We start from the raw sequence: 19,995 nt of genomic DNA, 5'->3' as shown, positions 1-19,995 counted from the left end.
TGCGACGCGATGTCTCGGGACCTCAGACGAGCAACGTCCTTCTCCAATCGACGGCAACAGGACCGAGCAAGACGTTAGAAGGGCGCCGGAGGGCTGTCAACGCATTAAAAAGCGGCCTCGAACGGCGGATGGTCCGCCCGGCCGCCACCCTGCACGGCACGGCACGGCCCCGCGCGCGTGGTCGCGTGATCGGCCGCACGCGCGTGCCGGGCTCAGCAGGCGTCGCGCATCAGTTCGGCCAGGTCGTGGTCCAGGTCCAGCTGGAGGTGCTCCAGACCGACGGGCACGAGTGCGCTGCAGGCCTCCAGGAAGCGCCGGATCTCACCGGAACGCACGTGCACGATCGCGGTGCCCTCGGGTGCGTGGAACTCCAGCACCGTGCGGTCGTAGCCGTACGGCCGCACCCGCACGTCCCCGTGTCCCTCGGGTCCGTGCAGCCCGGCCGTGAGCAGTTCGCGGGAGAAGGTCCAGCGCACCTCGACTCCTTCGAGGGTGGCCGGGGCCGGGAAGGTCATGACGACGGCGAACGGATCGCTCCGGTCGTAGCGCAGCGTGGCGGGAATGCTCGGCATGCGCGGTGCGGCGGCGACGAGCCGCGCCTCTACGGGCTGCTCGATGACGGTGGACAACGCCCTGCTCCCTCGTGACGGCTGGACTCGCCCGGGTGTGCGCCACCCGGCAGTGGAAGAGACGACGGATCCGGCCGATCCGTGCACACGCATCACGAGTGACCTCGGTCACCGCGTTCATGCCCTCGGGGCGCGGGTCGTTCTCGCCCGTGCGACGGGCAGTCGGCCTCTGGACGGCACCCTCCCGGTGGGCTAGCTTCGCCCGCCATGAGGCGGATGGGGAGCACACGACGCACAGGACGCACGAGCAGACTGGTGGCGGCAGGGGTGGCGTGCGGGGCGGCGCTCGCCGCGCTGACCGTGCCGGCGGCCGAGGCCGCGCCGCTCGGGCAGGGGAGTGTGCACTGGGCGCCGAAGGACCCCGGCACCCCGCAGGTCCGCTTCCGGGGGCTCGCGGCCGTCGACCGGCGCACCGCCTGGGTGGCCGGCACCGGCGGCACGGTGCTGCGCACCACGGACGGCGGAGCGAGCTGGCGGAACGTCTCCCCGCCCGGCGCGCAGGACGTGCAGTTCCGGGACGTCGAGGCGTTCGACGCGTGGCACGCCGTGGTGCTGGCCATCGGCGAGGGCGAGGCGTCCCGCGTGTACCGCACCCAGGACGGCGGTGCGACCTGGACGGAGTCCTTCCGCAACACCGACCCCGCCGCGTTCTACGACTGCATGGCCTTCTTCGACCGCCGGCACGGCCTGGCGATGAGCGACCCCGTGGACGGACGGTTCCGCATCCTGTCCACCAGCGACGGCGGCCGCTCCTGGCGGGTGCTGCCCTCGGCCGGGATGCCGCCCGCCCTGGACGGCGAGGCGGGCTTCGCCGCCAGTGGACAGTGCCTGGTCACCTCCGGCCCCGAGGACGTGTGGCTGGCCACCGGCGGCGGCGCCCACGCGCGCGTGCTGCACTCCGCCGACCGCGGGCTGACCTGGACGGCCGCAGGTACACCGCTGCCCGCCGGCGATCCCGCCAAGGGCGTCTTCGCGCTCGCCTTCCGCGACCGCGACCACGGCCTCGCCGTCGGCGGCGACTACCGCCCCGACCAGCCCTCGCCGCAGGCCGCCGCCGTCACCGCCGACGGCGGCCGCACCTGGACCCCGGCCGCCACGCCCCCGCCCGCCTACCGCTCCGGAGCCGCCTGGCTCCCGCACAGCCGCACCGCCGCGCTCGCCGTCGGCCCGACCGGCACCGACCTCACCACCGACGCGGGCCGCACCTGGCGCACGATCGACACCGGCTCCTACGACACCGTGGACTGCACGCCCGACTTCGGCTGCTGGGCGGCCGGCGAGCAGGGCAGGGTGGCGCGGCTGGAACGCTGAGGTAGACGCCCGGAACCGGGGGTACCCGTTTTCCACAGCAAAGGACCGGCGCAAGACCCTTGCGCAGGCCCGCCGCACAGGAAGGGAGCGATCATGCCGGCCGGTTCCAGCGCCAAGCGCGAGCGCCAGTACGAGCACATCAAGAAGAGCGCGCAGGACCGGGGCGAGAGCACCGGACGCGCCAAGGAGATCGCCGCGCGGACGGTCAACAAGGAACGCGCCCGCTCCGGCGAATCGAAGACCGCGAGCCGCAGCTCCACGCAGGACATGTCGTCCGGCAAGCGCGGCGGTCAGCGGTCCGGCAACCGGGTCGGCTCGCACGGCCCGACCCGCGACCAGCTGTACAACGAGGCGAAGCAGCGCGGCATCGAAGGCCGTTCGCACATGAACAAGGACGAGCTGCAGCGCGCGCTGAACCAGAAGAAGGGATAGCGGCGACGATCAGTCCGGTGTCTGCCGGTGGCGGGCCAGCTCCGGGGCCGTCTTCGTGGCGGTGAACTCCGTGATGCGGTACGTGCACACGCCGCCGGTCAGGAAGGGATCGCCCGCCACGACCTCCTCGATCCGCGCGCGGTCCTCGGCGACGGCGAGGATCACCCCGCCGTCCCGGGGGTTCTTGCGTCCCGAGGCCAGGAAGAGGCCCTTCTCGTACTGCTCTTCCAGCCAGGCCGCATGGTCCGGCAGCAGCGCGTCGACGGCGTCGAGGGGCGCGGTGTAGGTCAGCTCCAGCACGAACATGATCGCGAGCCTACCCCGGGCTCCGGCAGGGCGCCGCGCGACCGTACAGTCGACGTCACCATGACGACCGTAGGCGTACCCGCGGGCTGGCCCGCGACCGAGGAAGAGGCCCGCGCGGTGCAGGACGAACTGCGCGGGCGCGTGGTGCTCGACGAGGCGGGACCCGAGCCCGGCACAGGCCGGGTCACCGGCGTCGACGTCGCCTACGACGACGAGCACGACCTCGTCGCCGCGGCGGCCGTCGTGCTCGACGCCGTCACCCTGGACGTGGTGGCCGAGGCGACGGCCGTCGGCCGGGTCTCGTTCCCGTATGTGCCCGGCCTGCTCGCCTTCCGCGAGATCCCCACCGTCCTGGCCGCCATGGAGCGGCTGCCCTGCCCGCCCGGCCTCGTCGTGTGCGACGGCTACGGTCTCGCCCACCCGCGCCGCTTCGGCCTCGCGAGCCACCTCGGCGTGCTCACCGGCCTGCCGGTCATCGGCGTCGCCAAGAACCCGTTCACCTTCACCTACGAAGAACCCGGCGCGCGGCGGGGCGGCGCGGCCCCGCTGCTCGCCGGGGACGAGGAGGTCGGGCGCGCGCTGCGCACCCGAGACGGTGTCAAACCGGTCTTCGTCTCCGTCGGCCACCGGGTGAGCCTGGACAACGCCGTCGCCCACACCCTCGCCCTGACCCCGCGCTACCGGCTCCCGGAGACCACCCGCCGTGCGGACGCCCTGTGCCGCCGGGCGCTACGGGAGGCGGTGCGGCGCGCCGCGGGCGACCCTCAGGAGGGGACGACGCGCCAGGCGCCGACCTCCTGGTACGCCGAGTCGTAGACGGCCGAACCGTCTCCGGGTTCGAGCGCGTAGTGGCGCAGGTTCCCGCTCCAGTAGCGCAGGATGCGCCCCAGCTCGCCGGCCCGGTCCTGGGCCGTCGCGTCCTCGTCCACGGTCACCTCGAGCACGAACTTCACGCCTCTCCCGCCTCCTCCGGCCTCTCCTGCCTGAGCCTCCATCGTTTCATTGAAGAACCCGGTGAGACTTTTGCGGCGATGGCCGCGGGGGAGCCGGGGGTTCGGCCTGCGAAGCCTCAAACGGCGGAGGGCGGCCCGGGGTCGACGGCCGCGACCCGGAACGTGATCCCCGCGGCGCGCAGCCGCCCGGTCAGGGCGTCGCCCATCGCCTGCGCCGTGGTGACCTGTCCGGCCGTGGGCGGGAGGTCGTCGAAGAGCAGGCTGAGGGCCGCCTCGGCGAACATCTTCGCCGTCTCGTCGTATCCGGGGTCGCCGCCCGCCACCTCCGTGAACACGCGCCGGCCGCCGCCCTCGCCGACGAACCGCACCGCGAACCGGCTCCGCGCCCGCCGCTCCGCGCGCGGCCCGTCCCCCGGCCGCAGCCGGCCCGACAACCAGCGCCGCGCGGGCGGCAGTTGGGCGGCCGCCAGCACCGCGCCGACGGCGGCGGCCCCGCCCAGAGCCACCGGCAGCCGCCGCACCGCCGCGTAGTGCCGGTAGCGGAAGTCGGGGCCGTACCGGTCGAGGGCCCTGGCCGAGCGGCGCACGATCTGCGGGTCCACGGTCGGCAGCGGCAGCGCCCACGCGCCGACCTCCCCGGCGAACCCCGGCGCGCCCGGCGCCGCCGTGATCCGGCGCCCGATCAGGCGCGGCTCGTGCCGGCGCCGCTCGCGCGCCGCGGCCAGCAACTGCGGGCCGCGGGCGAACTGGTTCAGCGCCGAGGCCAGCGTGCCGCCGGAGAAGGCGGCGTCCACGGTCACATAGCCGTCCACGGTGAGCGGGACCCCCTCCGGCAGCTGCCGGACGGTGAAGTACACGCCCAGGTCGTGGGGCACGGAGTCGAAACCGCAGGCGTGCACCAGGCGCGCGCCCGTCTCCCGCGCGCGTGCGTCGTGCCGGACGTACGTCAGGTCCACGAACTCCGGCTCGCCCGTCAGGTCCAGATAGTCGGTGCCGGTGTCCGCGCAGGCGGCGACCAGGTCCTCGCCGTAGAGCACGTACGGCCCGACGGTGGTGGCGACCACGCGCGCGTGCTCGGCGAGGGCCCGCAGGGTCGCGGGCTCGCTCACGTCGGCCCGCAGCACGCCGATCTCCTCGGCTCCGCGCAGCCGCTCGCGCAGCCGCTCCAGCCGGCCCTCGTCGCGGCCGGCCACCGCCCAGCGCAGGTCCTTCGGCGCGTGCGCGGCGAGATACTCCGCCGTGAGGGCGCCGACGAAGCCGGTGGCCCCGAAGAGCACGAGGTCGTACGGACGGTCCGTCCCGTTCAGCCTGCCCATGACACCCCTTGGTCCCGCAGCCCGCGCCGCTGTCGGTGGCTGAGGCTAGCGTGAGGAGTGCGAGTGCCGACGACCAGCCCGGAGGCAGTGGTGGCCGCAGCCAGGAACGCCCCGACGAACCGGAAGAAACTCCCCGCGTCCGCGCTCGGGTCACCGGGTCCCCCCCCCGGGCCGGACCCGGGGCCCGGACCGGCGCCGCCACGCGCGCCGTCACCACGCCCTGGCCGCCGCAGAGCCTCGGCCGCGCCGCCCGTACCCCGACCGGCGTCCCTGCGCCGGGGCGTCCTCCGCGGGAAGGCGCCGGGGCGGCCCCGACCCGACCGGCAGCCCTGACATCGGACCCGGTGGCCGTGGGCAGGCGCCGAGCGGTCCCCGGGCCGACTCGCGAGTCCTGACGCCGGATCGGTGGTCGCGGGCGGGCGCCGAGCGGTCCCCGGGCCGACTCGCGAGTCCTGACGCCGGATCGGTGGTCGCGGGCGGGCGCCGAGCGGTCCCCGGGCCGACTCGCCAGTCCGGACCCGGACCGGTGGTCGCGGGCGGAGGCCGACCCGGCCGGTGCCCCCGACGCCCGGTCGGCGGCAGCCGGTGACCGACTCGACGCGGGCCCCGCACGGAACCCCCCGCGGCACTCCAGAACGGTCCCGGCGCACGCGCCTCTCACTCTCCCGGGTGATCCGCGCGGCTCCGGGCACTCGACTAAGCGCTTGCTCGTTAGGTCTTGTGTCCGGTGGAACACGTTCTTAGCATCACCGGTGTTACATCGTTTGTGTCACACACGCTGGGGAGCAGAGCATGACGACGGCAGGGACGCCGGCGGCGCCGGGCAGCGGTCCGCTCTCCGGCGTGCGCGTGGCCGAGCTGGCCGGCATCGGGCCGGGCCCGTTCGCCGGCATGCTCCTCGCCGACCTGGGCGCGGACGTGGTCCGGGTGGACCGCCCGGGCGGCCCCGGCCTCGGGATCGACCCCGCGTACGACGTCACCAACCGCAACAAGCGCTCGGTCGTGATCGACCTGAAGGCGCCCGACGGCCCCGCACGCGTGCTGGACCTCGCCGGGCGCGCCGACATCCTGCTCGAGGGCTACCGGCCGGGCGTCGCCGAGCGGCTCGGCGTCGGCCCCGAGCAGTGCCATGCCCGCAACCCCCGCCTGGTCTACGGCCGGATGACCGGATGGGGCCAGGACGGCCCCCTCGCCGACCGCGCGGGCCACGACGTGGCCTACATCGCGGTCACCGGCGCCCTCGGCATGACCGGACGCCCGGACGAGCCCCCGGTGTTCCCCGCCAACCTGCTCGGCGACTACGCGGGCGGCGCCCTCTACCTGGTCGTCGGCGTGCTCGCCGCCCTCCACCACGCGCGCGTGAGCGGCGCCGGGCAGGTCGTCGACGCCGCCATCGTGGACGGCACGGCCCACCTGTCGGCGATGATCCACGGCATGCTCGCGGCCGGCGGCTGGCAGGACCGGCGCGGCGCCAACCTCCTCGACGGCGGCTGCCCCTACTACGGCACCTACGAGACCGCCGACGGCGAGCACATGGCGGTCGGCGCCCTGGAAGGGCGGTTCTACGCGGAGTTCCTGCGCCTGCTGGACCTGGAGGACCTGTTGCCGGCCCACACGGACCTCACCCGCTGGGGCGAGCTGCGCGAGCGCGTCGCCGCCCGCTTCAAGTCCCGCACCCGGGACGAGTGGACCCGGCTCTTCGAGGGCACCGACGCCTGCGTCGCCCCGGTGCTGTCGCTGCGCGAGGCCCCCCACCACCCGCACCTCGCCGCCCGCGGCACCTTCACCGGCCACGCCGGTATCACCCAGCCGGCGCCCGCCCCCCGTTTCTCCGCCACCCCCACCTCCGTCCGCACCGGCCCCGCCCTGCCCGGCGCCGACACGGACGCGGTGGCCCGCGACTGGGGGATACCCGCACTCGTGAACGACGACCCGGTCACCGACGCCGGCTGACCCCGGCCACCCCGCTCGGCCCACCCTTCCCGAAAGGCACACCAGTGAGCACCGAAGCGTACGTGTACGACGCGATCCGCACCCCGCGCGGCCGCGGCAAGACGAACGGCGCCCTGCACGGCACGAAGCCCATCGACCTGGTGGTCGGCCTGATCCACGAGATCCGCGACCGCTTCCCCGGCCTCGACCCGGCCGCCATCGACGACATCGTGCTCGGCGTCGTCAGCCCGGTCGGCGACCAGGGCTCCGACATCGCCCGGATCGCGGCGATCGCCGCCGGCCTGCCCGACACGGTCGCGGGCGTGCAGGAGAACCGCTTCTGTGCCTCCGGCCTGGAAGCCGTCAACCTGGCCGCTGCGAAGGTCCGCTCCGGTTGGGAGGACCTGGTCCTCGCGGGCGGTGTGGAGTCCATGTCCCGGGTGCCGATGGCCTCCGACGGCGGCGCCTGGTTCAACGACCCGATGACCAACCTCACCGTCAACTTCGTGCCGCAGGGCATCGGCGCCGACCTGATCGCCACCATCGAGGGCTTCTCCCGCCGCGACGTCGACGAGTACGCGGCGCTGTCCCAGGAGCGCGCCGCCACCGCGTGGAAGGAGGGCCGCTTCGAACGCTCGGTCGTCCCCGTCAGGGACCGCAGCGGCCTGGTCGTCCTCGACCACGACGAGCACATGCGCCCCGGCACCACCGCCGACTCCCTCGCGAAACTCAAGCCGTCCTTCGCGGACATCGGCGAACTCGGCGGCTTCGACGCCGTAGCGCTGCAGAAGTACCACTGGGTGGAGAAGATCGACCACGTCCACCACGCGGGCAACTCCTCCGGCATCGTGGACGGCGCCTCCCTCGTCGCGATCGGCTCCAAGGAGGCCGGCGAGCGCTACGGCCTCACCCCCCGCGCGCGGATCGTCTCCGCCGCCGTCTCCGGCTCCGAGCCCACCATCATGCTCACCGGCCCCGCCCCCGCCAGCCGCAAGGCCCTGGCCAAGGCCGGCCTCACCATCGACGACATCGACCTGGTCGAGATCAACGAGGCGTTCGCCGCGGTCGTGCTGCGCTTCGTCAAGGACATGGGCCTGACCCTGGACAAGGTCAACGTCAACGGCGGCGCCATCGCCCTCGGCCACCCGCTCGGCGCGACCGGCGCCATGATCCTCGGCACCCTCGTGGACGAACTGGAGCGCCAGGACAAGCGCTACGGCCTCGCCACCCTGTGCGTCGGCGGCGGCATGGGCATCGCCACCGTCGTCGAGCGCGTCTGAACTCCCCGCGGAATCACCGGACCTCAACGAAAGAACACTGTCATGACCGAGAGCACCACGATCCGCTGGGAGCAGGACGCCACCGGTGTCGTCACCCTCGTCCTGGACGACCCCAACCAGTCCGCGAACACCATGAACGAGGCCTTCCGGGCCTCCATCACGGCGATCGCCGCGCGCGCGGAGGCCGAGAGGGACTCCATCCGCGGCATCGTCTACACCTCCGCCAAGAAGACCTTCTTCGCGGGCGGCGACCTCAAGGACATGATCAGGGCCCGGCCCGAGGACGCCCAGCGCGTCTTCGACACCGCGACCGCGATCAAGAGCGCGCTGCGCCGCATCGAGACCCTCGGCAAGCCGGTCGTCGCCGCCATCAACGGCGCGGCTCTGGGCGGCGGTTACGAGATCGCGCTCGCCTCCCACCACCGCATCGCCCTGGACGCCCCCGGCTCCAAGATCGGGCTGCCCGAGGTCACGCTGGGCCTGCTGCCCGCGGGCGGCGGCGTCACCCGCACCGTGCGCCTGATGGGCATCACCGACGCGCTGCTGAAGGTGCTGCTGCAGGGCACCCAGTACAACCCGCGCCGTGCCCTGGAGAACGGCCTGGTCCACGATGTGGCCGCGACCGAGGAGGAGATGCTCGCCAAGGCCCGCGCCTTCATCGACGCCCACCCCGAGTCCCACCAGCCCTGGGACGTCCCCGGCTACAGGATCCCGGGCGGCACCCCCGCGAACCCGAAGTTCGCCGCCAACCTGCCCGCCTTCCCCGCCAACCTGCGCAAGCAGACGAACGGCGCCCCCTACCCGGCCCCGCGCGCCATCATGGCCGCGGCCGTCGAGGGCTCCCAGGTCGACTTCGAGACCGCGAGCACCATCGAGACCCGCTACTTCACCGAGCTGGTCACCGGGCAGACCGCCAAGAACATGATCCAGGCGTTCTTCTTCGACCTCCAGGCGGTCAACTCCGGCGCCAACCGCCCGAAGGGCGTCGAGCCCCGCCAGGTCCGCCGGGTCGCCGTCCTCGGCGCGGGCATGATGGGCGCCGGCATCGCCTACTCCTGCGCCCGCGCGGGCATCGACGTCGTGCTGAAGGACGTCTCCCTGGAGGCGGCCGTCAAGGGCAAGGGCTACTCCGAGCAGCTGTGCGCCAAGGCCGTCGCCAAGGGCCGTACCAGCCAGGAGAAGGCGGACGCGCTGCTGGCCCGGATCACGCCCACGGCCGACGTGTCCGGCCTCGCCGGCTGCGACGCCGTGATCGAGGCCGTCTTCGAGGACACCGCCCTCAAGCACAAGGTGTTCCAGGAGGTCCAGTCCGTCGTCGCGCCCGACGCCCTGCTGTGTTCGAACACCTCCACCCTGCCCATCACCACCCTCGCCGAGGGCGTGGAGCGCCAGGCCGACTTCATCGGGCTGCACTTCTTCTCGCCGGTCGACAAGATGCCGCTGGTCGAGATCATCAAGGGCGAGCGCACCGGCGACGAGGCCCTCGCCCGCGCCTTCGACCTGGTCCGGCAGATCAGCAAGACGCCGATCGTCGTCAACGACTCGCGCGGCTTCTTCACCTCACGGGTGATCGGCCACTTCATCAACGAGGGCGTCGCCATGGTCGGCGAGGGCATCGAGCCCGCCTCCGTGGAACAGGCCGCAGCCCAGGCCGGCTACCCGGCCAAGGTGCTGTCCCTGATGGACGAGCTGACCCTCACCCTGCCGCGCAAGATCCGCAACGAGACCAGGCGGGCGGTTGAGGAGGCCGGCGGTACCTGGACCGCGCACCCGGCGGAGGCGGTCATCGACCGCATGGTCGACGAGTTCGGCCGCACCGGCCGCAGCGGCGGCGCCGGCTTCTACGACTACACCGAGGACGGCAAGCGCGCCGGGCTGTGGCCGGGCCTGCGCGAGCACTTCACCAAGCCGGGCCACGAGATCCCGTTCCGGGACATGCAGGAGCGGATGCTCTTCTCCGAGGCGCTGGACACCGTGCGCCTCCTGGAGGAGGGCGTCCTCACCTCCGTCGCCGACGCCAACATCGGGTCGGTCTTCGGCATCGGCTTCCCCGGCTGGACCGGCGGTGTGCTCCAGTACATCAACGGCTACGAAGGCGGCCTGCCCGGATTCGTGGCACGCGCGCGTGAGCTGGCCGAGCGCTATGGCGAGCGGTTCACCCCGCCGGCGCTGCTCGTGGAGAAGGCCGGGAAAGGGGAGGTGTTCGCCGACTCAGCCCGTTCCTGACCGGGTGATCCACTCGCTCAGCTCCTCGCGCAGCGACCGCTGGAACGTCGTCAGCAGCGCCTGCACCACCAAGGGGTGCATGTGCGCCGACAGCGACCTCACGTCCCGGGCGTCACGCTCGGCGACCTCGCCGCGCAGGAGCTGGGAGAGCTCGTGAGCCGCGGCGCGCGAGTGCTCGACGAGCACCTTGCGCGCCGCGAGGATCGCCTCCTGCGACAGGGGCACGTCCAGCAGCTGCACGCCGAGCCGGAGCAGCCCGGAGTCGACCCGGAAGGCGCCGTCCTCCGCCGCGGCGACCACGTTCATCGCCGCGAGCCGCTCCAGGTCCTCGTCGGTGAGCGCCCGTCCCGCCCGTCGCCCGAGTTCCTCCCGGGACACCGTCTCCACTTCGTCCGGCGCCCAGGAGGCGACCACCGCGCGGTGAATGGCCAGGTCGTGCGGGGAGAGGTCCGCGGGCAGCCGGCGCAGGTAGCGCTCGATCGCCGACAGCGTCATGCCCTGCCGCTGCAGCTCCTCGATCAAAGCCAGCCGCGCCAGGTGCTCCGGCCCGTAGTGCCCCACCCGGCGCGGGCCGATCACCGGCGGCGGCAGCAGGCCCTTGCTGCCGTAGAAGCGGACGGTGCGCACCGTGACGCCCGCCCGGGCGGCCAGCTCGTCGATGGTGAGGGGCGTGTCCCCGACGTCGGTGGTCATGTGCAGCAGTATCGCTGTCTCACCAACGCTGTGAAACCTGTGGTGAACGTCGTGTGGACGCTGAGTTGATCGTGTGAGAAGTAACGCTCTGTGACCTGGGCCACCGCGGAGACAGGCCCATGTCTGGGAAGCTGCTGTCTCGGTCTGTGCCCCGACTCACCAGGGTGGTGCGGACCGAGCCCTGCACGTCCCCCGGGCCCACGAGGACCGGGCGCACCAGGAAGTGAACCACCCGTGAGCAAGGACGCCGTGGAATCGGCACAGGCCGCCGCCCGCACCCAGACGGCGCAGGCGGCCCGGACGCCCGCGGACGCGGGCGACGCCGGTTACAGCAAGGACCTCAAGGCCCGCCACATCAACATGATCGCCATCGGCGGCGCCATCGGCACCGGCCTCCTCCTCGGCGCCGGCGGCCGCCTGCACAACGCCGGCCCGGCACTCGCCCTGGCCTACCTGGTCTGCGGCGTGTTCGCCTTCTTCGTCGTCCGGGCCCTGGGCGAGCTGGTCCTGTACCGCCCGTCCTCCGGCTCCTTCGTGTCGTACGCGCGCGAGTTCCTCGGCGAGAAGGGCGCCTACGTCGCCGGCTGGATGTACTTCCTGAACTGGTCGACCACCGGTATCGCCGACATCACCGCGATCGCGCTCTACACGCACTACTGGAGCTTCTTCACCTCGATCCCGCAGTGGGTGCTGGCGCTGATCGCCCTCGCGGTGGTCCTCGCCGTGAACCTGATCTCGGTGAAGATCTTCGGCGAGATGGAGTTCTGGTTCTCGATCATCAAGGTCGCCACCATCGTCGGCTTCATGCTGATCAGCGTTTTCCTGCTCGCCACCCAGCACAAGGTCGGCGGCCACACCCCCGGCCTGAGCGTGATCACCGGCCACGGCGGCGTCTTCCCGCACGGCGTGATGCCGGTCGTCCTGGTCATGCAGGGCGTGATCTTCGCCTACGCGGCCCTGGAGCTGGTGGGCGTCGCGGCGGGCGAGACCGCCGAGCCGGAGAAGATCGTGCCGCGCGCGGTCAACTCGATCATGTGGCGCGTGGGCCTGTTCTACGTCGGCTCGGTCGTGCTGCTGGCCCTGCTGCTGCCGGGCTCCGTGTACTCCGCCGACGAGAGCCCGTTCGTCACGGTCCTGTCGAAGATCGGCGTCCCGGCGGCCGGTGACGTGATGAACCTGGTCGTGCTGACCGCCGCCATGTCCTCGCTGAACTCCGGCCTGTACTCCACCGGCCGCATCCTGCGCTCGATGGCCATGGCGGGCTCCGCGCCCAGGTTCACCGCGCGCATGAGCCGCAGCCAGGTGCCCTACGGCGGCATCCTGCTGACCTGCGCGGTCTGCGTCCTCGGCGTCGGCCTGAACTACCTGATGCCCAGCCAGGCCTTCGAGATCGTGCTGAACGTCGCCTCCCTCGGCATCGTCAGCACCTGGGTGATCATCATGATCTGCCACATGATCTTCGTCCGCCGCGCCCGCGCGGGCCTCGCGACCCGGCCGCACTTCCAGCTGAAGTTCAGCCCGGTCACCGAGATCGCCACGATCGCCTTCCTGCTGGCCTGCCTTGGCATGATGTGGAACGACCCCGAGGTCGGCCGCAAGACGGTCCTGCTCATCCCGGTGATCGCCGTCCTGCTGGTCGCCGGCTGGTTCGCCGTGCGCCGCCGGGTGGACCGCCGCACCGACGACGAACTCTCGCAGCTGACCAGGTAACAGCTCAGCGCCACCGTCGGTGGCACCGCCCACGGTGGCGTCACGTCGGACACCCCCTACGTCCGAGGTGACGCCACCGTGCCGTCGGCCCAGGGGCCCGGGCGTGGCCCGGCGCCCTGCCGTGTACGGTCGGGGGCGCCCCCCGAAGGGGGGCGCGGTGAACCGCACGGCCGGCCACGTACGGCCCGGATCGCCACTGCTCGGAGGTCCCACGGCGAGAGTCCCGGCCCGTCCGGTGGAACACGCGGTGACGGTGTACGACCACACAGAGGGCGGCGCATGAGCACACACCCCCCGACGGACGTCCTGGTGCTGGGCGGGGCCGGGGTCGACACGATCGTCCCTGTCCCCGAGCTGCCGCTGCCGTACGCCGACAGCTACATGATCGACTCCGGGATCCGCACCCGGGCCGGACAGACCGGCGACTTCGTCGCGCTGGGCCTCGCCGCACTGGGCCTGCGCACCCACCACCTCGACCTGCTCGGTGACGACCCGGAGGGCGACCTCGTACGCGCCCTGCACTGCGAGCACGGCATTGCCCTGACCGCGCTCCCGCAGCCGGCGGGCACCAAGCGGGCGGTCAACCTGGTCGGCCCGGACGGCCGCCGCCTGTCCCTGTACGACACCAGCCGCACCCGCCCCGGCGACCGCTTCCCGCCGGAGCTGCTGCGCATGCTCGCCGGGGCGAGCCGGCACGTGCACGTGACGATCACCCAGCCCTGCGCCGAGGCCCTGCCGGTGCTCACCTCCCCAGGCGTCGGCCTGTCCACGGACCTGCACGACTGGGACGGCGAGAACCCGTACCACGAGCCGTTCGCCCACGCCGCCGACGTCGTCTTCCTCTCCGCCGCCAAGCTGCCCGACCCCGAGCGCACCATGCGGCGCATTGCCGGGCGGGGCCGGGCCGAGGTGGTGGTCGCCACCGCCGGAGCCGAGGGCGCGTATCTGCTGGCCGGCGGCGAGCTGACCCGGGTGCCCGCGGCGGAGCCGCCCGCACCGGTGGTGGACTCCAACGGCGCGGGCGACGCCTTCGCCGCCGCGTTCCTCTACGGCCGCCTCACCGGGGAGCCCCCTGAGACCTGCGCCCGCTACGGCGCGGTCGCGGGCGCCCACGCCTGCACGGTCCCGGCCTCCCGAGCGGAGTCGATAGGCCGGGCCGAGCTGCTCGAGCGGGCCGCACCAGGCGGAGAAAGCAGGCCTTAGCCGGTCCCCGGTCAGTGCCCGCGCGCGTCGTGCAGGCCGTTCGTCGCCTCGATCTTCTTCCACGACTTCGGCCGGGCCGCCTGGGTGCCGGCCGTCGCCAGGGACGCGGCGCGTGCCGCGGGCGCCGCCGGCTTCGACGGCTGGTACAGCCAGGTGTCGAACAGCGAGACGAGCGGCTTGCCGGAGACCTGCTCGGCGTAGCGCTCGAAGTCGGCCACCGAGGCGTTGCCGTAGGCGTGCTCCTTCGGCCAGCCCTTCAGGATGCGGAAGAACGTCTCGTCCCCGACCGCGTTGCGCAGCGCCTGGATGGCGAGCGCCCCGCGGTCGTACACGGCGATGTCGAACTGGTCGTCCGGGCCCGGGTCGCCGGGCTTCACCGTCCAGAACGCGTCGTCGGCCGGGTGGGAGGCGTACACGTAGTCGGCGAGTTCCTGCGTGGTGCCCTCGCCCTCGTGCTCCGACCACAGCCACTGCGCGTACCGGGCGAAGCCCTCGTTGATCCAGATGTCCTTCCAGCCCTTGAGCGACACGTCGTCGCCGTACCACTGGTGGGCCAGCTCGTGCACGACCACCGAGGTGTTGGAGCCGTTCGCGAACTGCTTGGGGCTGTAGTAGACCCGGGTCTGCGTCTCCAGCGCGTACCCGGTGGTGGTGTGGGGGACATAACCGCCCGCGGTGCTGAACGGATATGGCCCGAAGTAGCCGCTCAGCCAGTCGACGATCTCCCCGGTGCGCTCCACGCTCGCCCGCGCGGCCCCCTCGTCGTCGCCGAGGTCCTTGCTGTAGGCGTTGACGACCGGCACCCCGCCCTCCGAGGTGCTGGTGGTGATGTCGAACTTCCCGATGGCGAGGGTGGCGAGGTAGGTGGCCTGCGGCTTGTTCTGCCGCCAGGTGTAGCGGGTCCAGCCGAGCTTCGAACTCGTCGACTGCAGCGTGCCGTTGGACAGGGCCTGGGTGCCGTCCGGCACGGCCACCGACACGTCGTAGGTGGCCTTGTCGCTCGGGTGGTCGTTGCTCGGGAACCACCACCACGCGGCCTCGGGCTCGTCGGCCGCGACCGCGCCGTCCGGGGTGCGGTGCCAGGTGGTGAAGCCGTAGGCGCTCTTCGCCGACGGCACCCCGCTGTAGCGGACCACCACCGTGACCGGCGTGCCCTTGGCCAGCGGCGTCTTCGGCGTGACCACCAGCTCGTGCTGCTGGGCGCGCGTGAAGGCGGCCTTCGCGCCGTTGACCCGGACCTCACTGACGTCCAGCAGGAAGTCCAGGTCGAAGCTGGACAGGTCCTGCGTGGTCCGCGCCAGGATCGTCGCCGTGCCCTGCAACTCGTCCGTCTTCGGCTGGTACTGGAGCCTCAGGTCGTAGTGCGAGACGTCGTAGCCGCCGTTGCCGTAGTACGGGTAGTAGGGGTCGCCGATGCCCGGCGCGCCGGGGGAGTAGCTCGCGGCCGATGCCGGGATCGCCAGCAGGAGGGAGGCCGCCGCCAGTGCGCCGGGCGCGATGATTCTGCGGTGCACGTCAGCTCCAAGTCGTCGGGACGGAAGGTCCGTTCGGAAGATTCGTCGAGAACCTGTCCGGAGCCTATTCAGTGCCTGTGGCCGCCGGCCTGTCCATGGCACCCGCTGTCACACGATCGCCATTCGGCCGTCACGAGCCCACGGATCGCCGCGAGTCCCTCTTCTGTACGGGAGTTGACCGCAGTACCGTCCGCGCATGCCGACACGCATCCCCCTTCCCGCTCGCTCCACGATCTGGAGAGCGCTCGCGACCGCGGTCGTCGCCGTCCTGACGGCCGCGTTCCTCACCCCGACCGCCGCCCGGGCCGCCACCGCCATCAGCCCGGCCCCACGGGAGAGCCGGCCCGTCTACTCCTACGCCCACGCCGTCCGCGAGTCCGTGTGGGTGGACACCGGTCTCGACGAGGACGGCGACGGCAGGACCGATCGCGTCGCCGCCGACATCGTCCGGCCGTCCGAGCCCGCCCGCCAGGGCCGCAAGGTGCCCGTCATCATGGACGCGAGCCCCTACTACTCCTGCTGCGGACGCGGCAACGAGAGCCAGGTCAAGACGTACGACCCGCAGGGCCGTGTCGTCCAGATGCCGCTGTTCTACGACAACTACTTCGTGCCCCGCGGCTACGCCTTCGTCGGCGTCGACCTCGCCGGCACCAACCGCTCCGACGGCTGCGTCGACGTCGGCGGCCGCTCCGACATCCAGTCCGCGAAGGCCGTCGTCGACTGGCTGAACGGCCGCGCCACGGGGTACACCAGCCGGGCCGGCACGAAGACCGTCCGGGCCGGCTGGACCGACGGACGGACCGGCATGATCGGCAAGAGCTGGGACGGCACGATCGCCAACGGCGTGGCCGCCACCGGCGTCCAGGGCCTGAGGACCGTCGTCCCCATCAGCGCCATCTCCTCCTGGTACGACTACTACGTCGCGCAGGGCGCCCCGCTGTACGACGGCGGCCCCGACGAGCTGGCCGGGTACGTCGAGAACGACGCGGCGCACGCCCACTGCGCGGCCGTACGGAAGAAACTCGCCGACGGCAGCCCGCGCAGCGGCGACTGGACCCCGCTGTGGACCGAGCGGGACTACGTCAAGGACGCGGCCAAGGTGCGCGCCAGCGTGTTCCTGGTGCACGGCATGCAGGACCTCAACGTCCGCACCAAGCACCTCGGGCAGTGGTGGGACGCCCTCGCCCGGCACGGCGTCGAGCGCAAGATCTGGCTCTCGCAGACCGGGCACGTCGACCCCTTCGACTACCGGCGCGGCGCCTGGGTGGACACCCTCCACCGCTGGTTCGACCACGAACTCCTCGGCTACGACAACGGCATCGACCGCGAGCCGATGGCCGACATCGAACGCCACCCCGACCAGTGGGTCACCTCCCGGGTCTGGCCCCCGCGGACCACCGGCACCGCCGTCCTCCACCCGGCCCCCGGCACCCGGGCGGGAGTCGGCACGCTCGGCCTGCGCCCGGCCCGCGGCACGGAGACCTTCACCGACGACCCGAAGCTGAGCGAGACCGACTGGGCGGGCCGCCTCACCACGCCGACCCCGGAGAAGGCCGGCTTCCTCACCGCACCGCTCACGCACGACCTGCGCCTGTCCGGCTCGGCCACGGTCACGGTGACCGCGACGCCGACCACCGCGTCGGCCCACCTGTCCGCCGTGCTGGTCGACGTCGGCCCGGACACCGTCCGCGACTACGCCGACGCCGGGGAGGGCATCACCACGCTGGCCTCCCGCAGCTGCTGGGGAGAGAGCACGGCCGGGGACAGCGCCTGCTTCAAGGAGACGGCGGCCAGGACGGCAAGGGTCGACTACACCGTGTTCAGCCGGGGCTGGGCCGACCTCGGCCACTACGCCTCCCTCGGCAAGGGCGTCCCGCTCACCCCGGGCAGGGCGTACACGATGACCCTGCGGCTGGCGGCCACCGACCACGTCGTTCCCAAGGGGCACCGGCTGGCGCTGGTCATCGCCGGCACGGACCGGGACCTCATCGACCCGCCGTCCACGAAGCCGACTCTGACGGTGTTCTTGCCGGGCACGACGGCGAACCTCCCGCTGGTCGGCGGCGCGGCGGCGTTCGCCCGCGCCACGGCGGGCAGCGCGCCGGTGCGACCGGGGCCGGCGCTTCTGAAGGGGGTTCGCGCAACGCACCCGGCTCGGCACGTCCCGCTCGGCTGACGGGGACGCGCCGCAGGGCGTCCCTTGGGACGTCGCAGTCCCGCCGGCACGGGAGGCGCCGTAGCCGCGGGCAGTGGTGCCTCCCCCAGCGCCGGCGCCTCGAGGGCCTGGGGGACCTCCAGGCGGCACGGGTGGGCGGCGGGGGTGCGCTCGCTCCACGGGTGGGAAGTAGGGGTGCGCCTGCTCGGGCGAAGCCGAGAGGGGGGAACACCCCGTCCGCGCGGGTGAACGGCCCCCGGCCGAACGGCGCCCTTTCAGGCGGCGGGGAACGCCAGCTCCGCCGCCTCCCGGGCGCACCCCCACGCCACCGTCACCCCGGCGCCGCCGTGACCGTAGTTGTGCACCAGCACGCGCCCGTCCGGCAGCGGCTGCCGTTCCAGCCGTACCGCCTCCCGGGCCGGGCGGAGCCCCACGCGGTGGGCGAGGACACGGGCCCGGGCGATCTCCGGCCGGACCTCCGCGCAGCGGGCGACGATCGCCGCCGCGGTGGCCGGATCCGGGTCCAGGGACCAGTCGTCCTCCTCCGCCGTGCCGCCGAGCAGCAGCCCGCCCGGCTGCGGGATGAAGTACGTGGACGCGGCGGAGGAGTGGCCGACGGAGGTGAACCAGCCGGTGATCCCCGGGTTCTCCACGACGACCAGCTGCCCGCGCACCGGACGCACCGCCGGGTCCGGCACCAGCGAACGCGCGCCCAGGCCGGTGCAGTTGACGACGACGGGCGCCGGCAGCGCGGCGAGGTCGGTCACCTCACGCGCCTCCACCACGCCTCCCGCCTTCGCGAGCCGCTCCCGCAGCCACGCCAGATGCACCGGCATGTCGATCACCGGCAGCCGTGCCGCCAGGCCCTCCGGCACCGCCCGCAGGCCCGGCACCCGGCCCGCCCAGGCGCCCAGTTCGTCCAGCCGGGTCCCCCGGTGTACGCCGTCGACCAGGCGTACGCCGGTCTCCTCCGGCCGGTCCGCCCACTCCTCGTACACGGCGAGGGACGCAAGCGCCCAGGCGCCCACCAGCGGCTCCGGTTCGATGCGGTACGGCCACCACAGGCCGCCGGCGACCGCCGAGGTCGTACGCTCGGCCGGCTCACGCGCCCACACCCGCACCCGGCGCCCGGACTCGGCCAGCACCACGGCCGTCGTGAGCCCGGCGACCCCGCTTCCGACCACGATCGCTTCGTCATTCGGCTCGCTGTCCACGCCAGGACGATAGATCCTGTCCGGCCGGTTCCGACATGCCGCGCTCACATCGCTGTCCGTGTGGGGATACTCACAGCATGTCTGCCGTATACGCCACCTTCGGCCTGGCACCGGCGATCCGCGCCGGCGGTGTGCTCGCCGACGGCGGCTACCAGCTCCACCGCGACTTCATGGACTTCGTCGTGGACGGCCGTCCGCTGCTGTTCCGGCTGTCCGACCTGGACGCCGTCTCCCCGCTCGCCTCGGACGTCCCGCCCGCCATCTTCACCGCGCAGGTGCGCGCCCTGCTGCTGGAGGCCGAACCACCGCTCCCCGACGGCCGGTTCGTCATCTACGGCTGCCCCGAGTGCGCGGACCTGGCCTGCGGAGCGGTCACCGCCGTCATCCGGCGCGACGGCGAGGACTACATCTGGCGGGACTTCGCCTGGCAGACGGACGAGCACGCCGACCTGGAACTCAACGGCTACCACGGCATAGGCCCCTACCGGTTCCGGGGCGCCGAGTACCGGGCGGCGCTCGGCGCCCTGATGGACGGGGCCGCCGCGCCCCGCCGCCGGGTCCTGCTGATCGGCGCCCGGGTCGCCGTGCTCGCCAGGCTGGCCGCCGCGCTGCGCACCATCGGCATCGGCGCCGACATCACCGAGGACGCCCGCGCCGTCCCCGCCGAGGAACTGCGCGGCTACGGCGCCGTCGCCTTCGGCCGCGCGGTCGGCGAGGCCGAACGGGCCGCCGTACTGGAAGCGTTCGAGCGGGCGGGCGCCGAGGTCGCCCGGGTGGACGGCCTGGCGCCGGTCGTGCCGCTGCTGGTGGCCCAGATCGAGCACGCCCTGGACCGCAGCCCGCTCACGCGGCGCCGGCTCACCGGGTTCACCGCCGCCGACGGCGCCGCGGAGGTCGAGGTGACCTCGGCCTGCCGGGTGCGGATCACCGCCTACCGCCTCGACCGGCTGCACCGCACCCACACCCGCGAGGTGTTCGACGGCGTGCTGGAGCCCGGCCGGCACCGTCTCCCGCTGGACCCGCGGGCGCTGCGGGGAGAGGCGTACCTCGTGGCGCGCACGGCGGGAGGCGTGCTCACGGCACCGGTCACCGGCGGACGACACGGCTGAGCCGCGGACGCC

At 73.2% G+C, this 19,995-nt stretch carries 17 protein-coding genes; 10 read left to right on the top strand and 7 right to left on the bottom strand.

Features of this window, described 5'->3' with window-relative positions:
* Window positions 1–212: 212 nt before the first annotated feature.
* Complete coding sequence (locus OG956_RS04935; RefSeq protein WP_330336701.1) at window positions 213–629, bottom strand: SsgA family sporulation/cell division regulator; 417 nt, start codon at window positions 627–629, stop codon at window positions 213–215.
* Between the two features lie 216 nt (window positions 630–845).
* Between OG956_RS04935 and OG956_RS04930 the strand changes: the two genes are divergently transcribed.
* Window positions 846–1,940 (top strand): WD40/YVTN/BNR-like repeat-containing protein, encoded by a 1,095-nt coding sequence (locus OG956_RS04930; RefSeq protein WP_330336700.1) that lies wholly within the window; start codon window positions 846–848, stop codon window positions 1,938–1,940.
* 93 nt (window positions 1,941–2,033) lie between these two features.
* Window positions 2,034–2,372: a plasmid stabilization protein gene (locus tag OG956_RS04925; RefSeq protein ID WP_330336699.1), complete on the top strand. Its 339-nt coding sequence runs from the start codon at window positions 2,034–2,036 to the stop codon at window positions 2,370–2,372.
* A gap of 9 nt (window positions 2,373–2,381) precedes the next feature.
* On the opposite strand, the gene OG956_RS04920 is transcribed toward OG956_RS04925, so the two are convergent.
* On the bottom strand, window positions 2,382–2,678 hold the full coding sequence (locus OG956_RS04920; protein ID WP_330336698.1) for a YciI family protein: 297 nt from the start codon (window positions 2,676–2,678) through the stop codon (window positions 2,382–2,384).
* 60 nt (window positions 2,679–2,738) lie between these two features.
* Between OG956_RS04920 and OG956_RS04915 the strand changes: the two genes are divergently transcribed.
* On the top strand, window positions 2,739–3,494 hold the full coding sequence (locus OG956_RS04915) for an endonuclease V (RefSeq protein WP_330336697.1): 756 nt from the start codon (window positions 2,739–2,741) through the stop codon (window positions 3,492–3,494).
* Here the strand turns inward: OG956_RS04915 and OG956_RS04910 are convergent.
* Both OG956_RS04910 and OG956_RS04905 read right to left on the bottom strand, forming a co-directional pair.
* Entirely contained in the window at window positions 3,443–3,631 is a 189-nt protein-coding gene (locus OG956_RS04910; protein WP_330336696.1) for a hypothetical protein, read from the bottom strand. The two genes, OG956_RS04915 and OG956_RS04910, sit on opposite strands and share 52 nt — an antisense overlap.
* Window positions 3,632–3,747: 116 nt before the next feature.
* Entirely contained in the window at window positions 3,748–4,947 is a 1,200-nt protein-coding gene (locus tag OG956_RS04905; RefSeq protein WP_330336695.1) for a saccharopine dehydrogenase family protein, read from the bottom strand.
* Between the two features lie 792 nt (window positions 4,948–5,739).
* Between OG956_RS04905 and OG956_RS04900 the strand changes: the two genes are divergently transcribed.
* Genes OG956_RS04900 through OG956_RS04890 form a run of 3 tightly spaced genes read left to right on the top strand, consistent with a single transcriptional unit; the run spans window position 5,740 to window position 10,385 of the window.
* Window positions 5,740–6,900: a CaiB/BaiF CoA transferase family protein gene (locus tag OG956_RS04900; protein ID WP_330336694.1), complete on the top strand. Its 1,161-nt coding sequence runs from the start codon at window positions 5,740–5,742 to the stop codon at window positions 6,898–6,900.
* 44 nt (window positions 6,901–6,944) lie between these two features.
* Entirely contained in the window at window positions 6,945–8,159 is a 1,215-nt protein-coding gene (locus OG956_RS04895; protein ID WP_330336693.1) for an acetyl-CoA C-acetyltransferase, read from the top strand.
* A gap of 42 nt (window positions 8,160–8,201) precedes the next feature.
* A complete protein-coding gene (locus tag OG956_RS04890) occupies window positions 8,202–10,385 on the top strand; it encodes a 3-hydroxyacyl-CoA dehydrogenase NAD-binding domain-containing protein (RefSeq protein WP_330336692.1) in 2,184 nt (727 codons plus the stop codon).
* Here the strand turns inward: OG956_RS04890 and OG956_RS04885 are convergent.
* Window positions 10,371–11,078, bottom strand: coding sequence for a MerR family transcriptional regulator (locus OG956_RS04885; protein WP_330336691.1), 708 nt, complete (start codon window positions 11,076–11,078; stop codon window positions 10,371–10,373). The genes OG956_RS04890 and OG956_RS04885 overlap by 15 nt on opposite strands.
* A 234-nt stretch (window positions 11,079–11,312) precedes the next feature.
* Between OG956_RS04885 and OG956_RS04880 the strand changes: the two genes are divergently transcribed.
* Together OG956_RS04880 and OG956_RS04875 are read left to right on the top strand one after the other, a co-directional pair.
* On the top strand, window positions 11,313–12,788 hold the full coding sequence (locus tag OG956_RS04880) for an amino acid permease (protein WP_330336690.1): 1,476 nt from the start codon (window positions 11,313–11,315) through the stop codon (window positions 12,786–12,788).
* 279 nt (window positions 12,789–13,067) lie between these two features.
* Entirely contained in the window at window positions 13,068–13,991 is a 924-nt protein-coding gene (locus tag OG956_RS04875; RefSeq protein ID WP_330336689.1) for a PfkB family carbohydrate kinase, read from the top strand.
* Window positions 13,992–14,002: 11 nt separating this feature from the next.
* Here OG956_RS04875 and OG956_RS04870 read toward each other — a convergent pair whose 3' ends face one another.
* On the bottom strand, window positions 14,003–15,505 hold the full coding sequence (locus OG956_RS04870) for a M1 family metallopeptidase (RefSeq protein WP_330336688.1): 1,503 nt from the start codon (window positions 15,503–15,505) through the stop codon (window positions 14,003–14,005).
* 196 nt (window positions 15,506–15,701) lie between these two features.
* Between OG956_RS04870 and OG956_RS04865 the strand changes: the two genes are divergently transcribed.
* The gene (locus OG956_RS04865; RefSeq protein ID WP_330336687.1) at window positions 15,702–17,681 is read left to right on the top strand and encodes a Xaa-Pro dipeptidyl-peptidase; all 1,980 of its coding nucleotides are present in this window, start codon (window positions 15,702–15,704) and stop codon (window positions 17,679–17,681) included.
* Window positions 17,682–17,935: 254 nt separating this feature from the next.
* Here the strand turns inward: OG956_RS04865 and OG956_RS04860 are convergent, their stop codons facing one another.
* A complete protein-coding gene (locus OG956_RS04860) occupies window positions 17,936–18,874 on the bottom strand; it encodes an FAD-dependent oxidoreductase (protein WP_330336686.1) in 939 nt (312 codons plus the stop codon).
* A 77-nt stretch (window positions 18,875–18,951) separates the two neighbouring features.
* On the opposite strand from OG956_RS04860, the gene OG956_RS04855 reads away from it, so the two are divergent.
* Complete coding sequence (locus tag OG956_RS04855) at window positions 18,952–19,983, top strand: oxidoreductase (protein ID WP_330336685.1); 1,032 nt, start codon at window positions 18,952–18,954, stop codon at window positions 19,981–19,983.
* Window positions 19,984–19,995 lie beyond the last annotated feature (12 nt).

Source organism: Streptomyces sp. NBC_00557 (assembly GCF_036345995.1).
In the GTDB taxonomy this organism is placed as follows: Bacteria; Actinomycetota; Actinomycetes; order Streptomycetales; family Streptomycetaceae; genus Streptomyces.
This window is presented reverse-complemented; position numbering and strand designations above follow the sequence as displayed.

What these genes read in the sequence shown, in the direction of transcription:
- OG956_RS04900 (WP_330336694.1), top strand. Translation starts at nt 5,740, where the DNA reads ATGACGACGGCAGGGACGCCGGCGGCGCCGGGCAGCGGTCCGCTCTCC.
- OG956_RS04920 (WP_330336698.1), bottom strand. Translation starts at nt 2,678, where the DNA reads ATGTTCGTGCTGGAGCTGACCTACACCGCGCCCCTCGACGCCGTCGAC.
- OG956_RS04930 (WP_330336700.1), top strand. Translation starts at nt 846, where the DNA reads ATGGGGAGCACACGACGCACAGGACGCACGAGCAGACTGGTGGCGGCA.
- OG956_RS04885 (WP_330336691.1), bottom strand. Translation starts at nt 11,078, where the DNA reads ATGACCACCGACGTCGGGGACACGCCCCTCACCATCGACGAGCTGGCC.
- OG956_RS04890 (WP_330336692.1), top strand. Translation starts at nt 8,202, where the DNA reads ATGACCGAGAGCACCACGATCCGCTGGGAGCAGGACGCCACCGGTGTC.
- OG956_RS04865 (WP_330336687.1), top strand. Translation starts at nt 15,702, where the DNA reads ATGCCGACACGCATCCCCCTTCCCGCTCGCTCCACGATCTGGAGAGCG.
- OG956_RS04905 (WP_330336695.1), bottom strand. Translation starts at nt 4,947, where the DNA reads ATGGGCAGGCTGAACGGGACGGACCGTCCGTACGACCTCGTGCTCTTC.
- OG956_RS04855 (WP_330336685.1), top strand. Translation starts at nt 18,952, where the DNA reads ATGTCTGCCGTATACGCCACCTTCGGCCTGGCACCGGCGATCCGCGCC.
- OG956_RS04915 (WP_330336697.1), top strand. Translation starts at nt 2,739, where the DNA reads ATGACGACCGTAGGCGTACCCGCGGGCTGGCCCGCGACCGAGGAAGAG.
- OG956_RS04875 (WP_330336689.1), top strand. Translation starts at nt 13,068, where the DNA reads ATGAGCACACACCCCCCGACGGACGTCCTGGTGCTGGGCGGGGCCGGG.
- OG956_RS04925 (WP_330336699.1), top strand. Translation starts at nt 2,034, where the DNA reads ATGCCGGCCGGTTCCAGCGCCAAGCGCGAGCGCCAGTACGAGCACATC.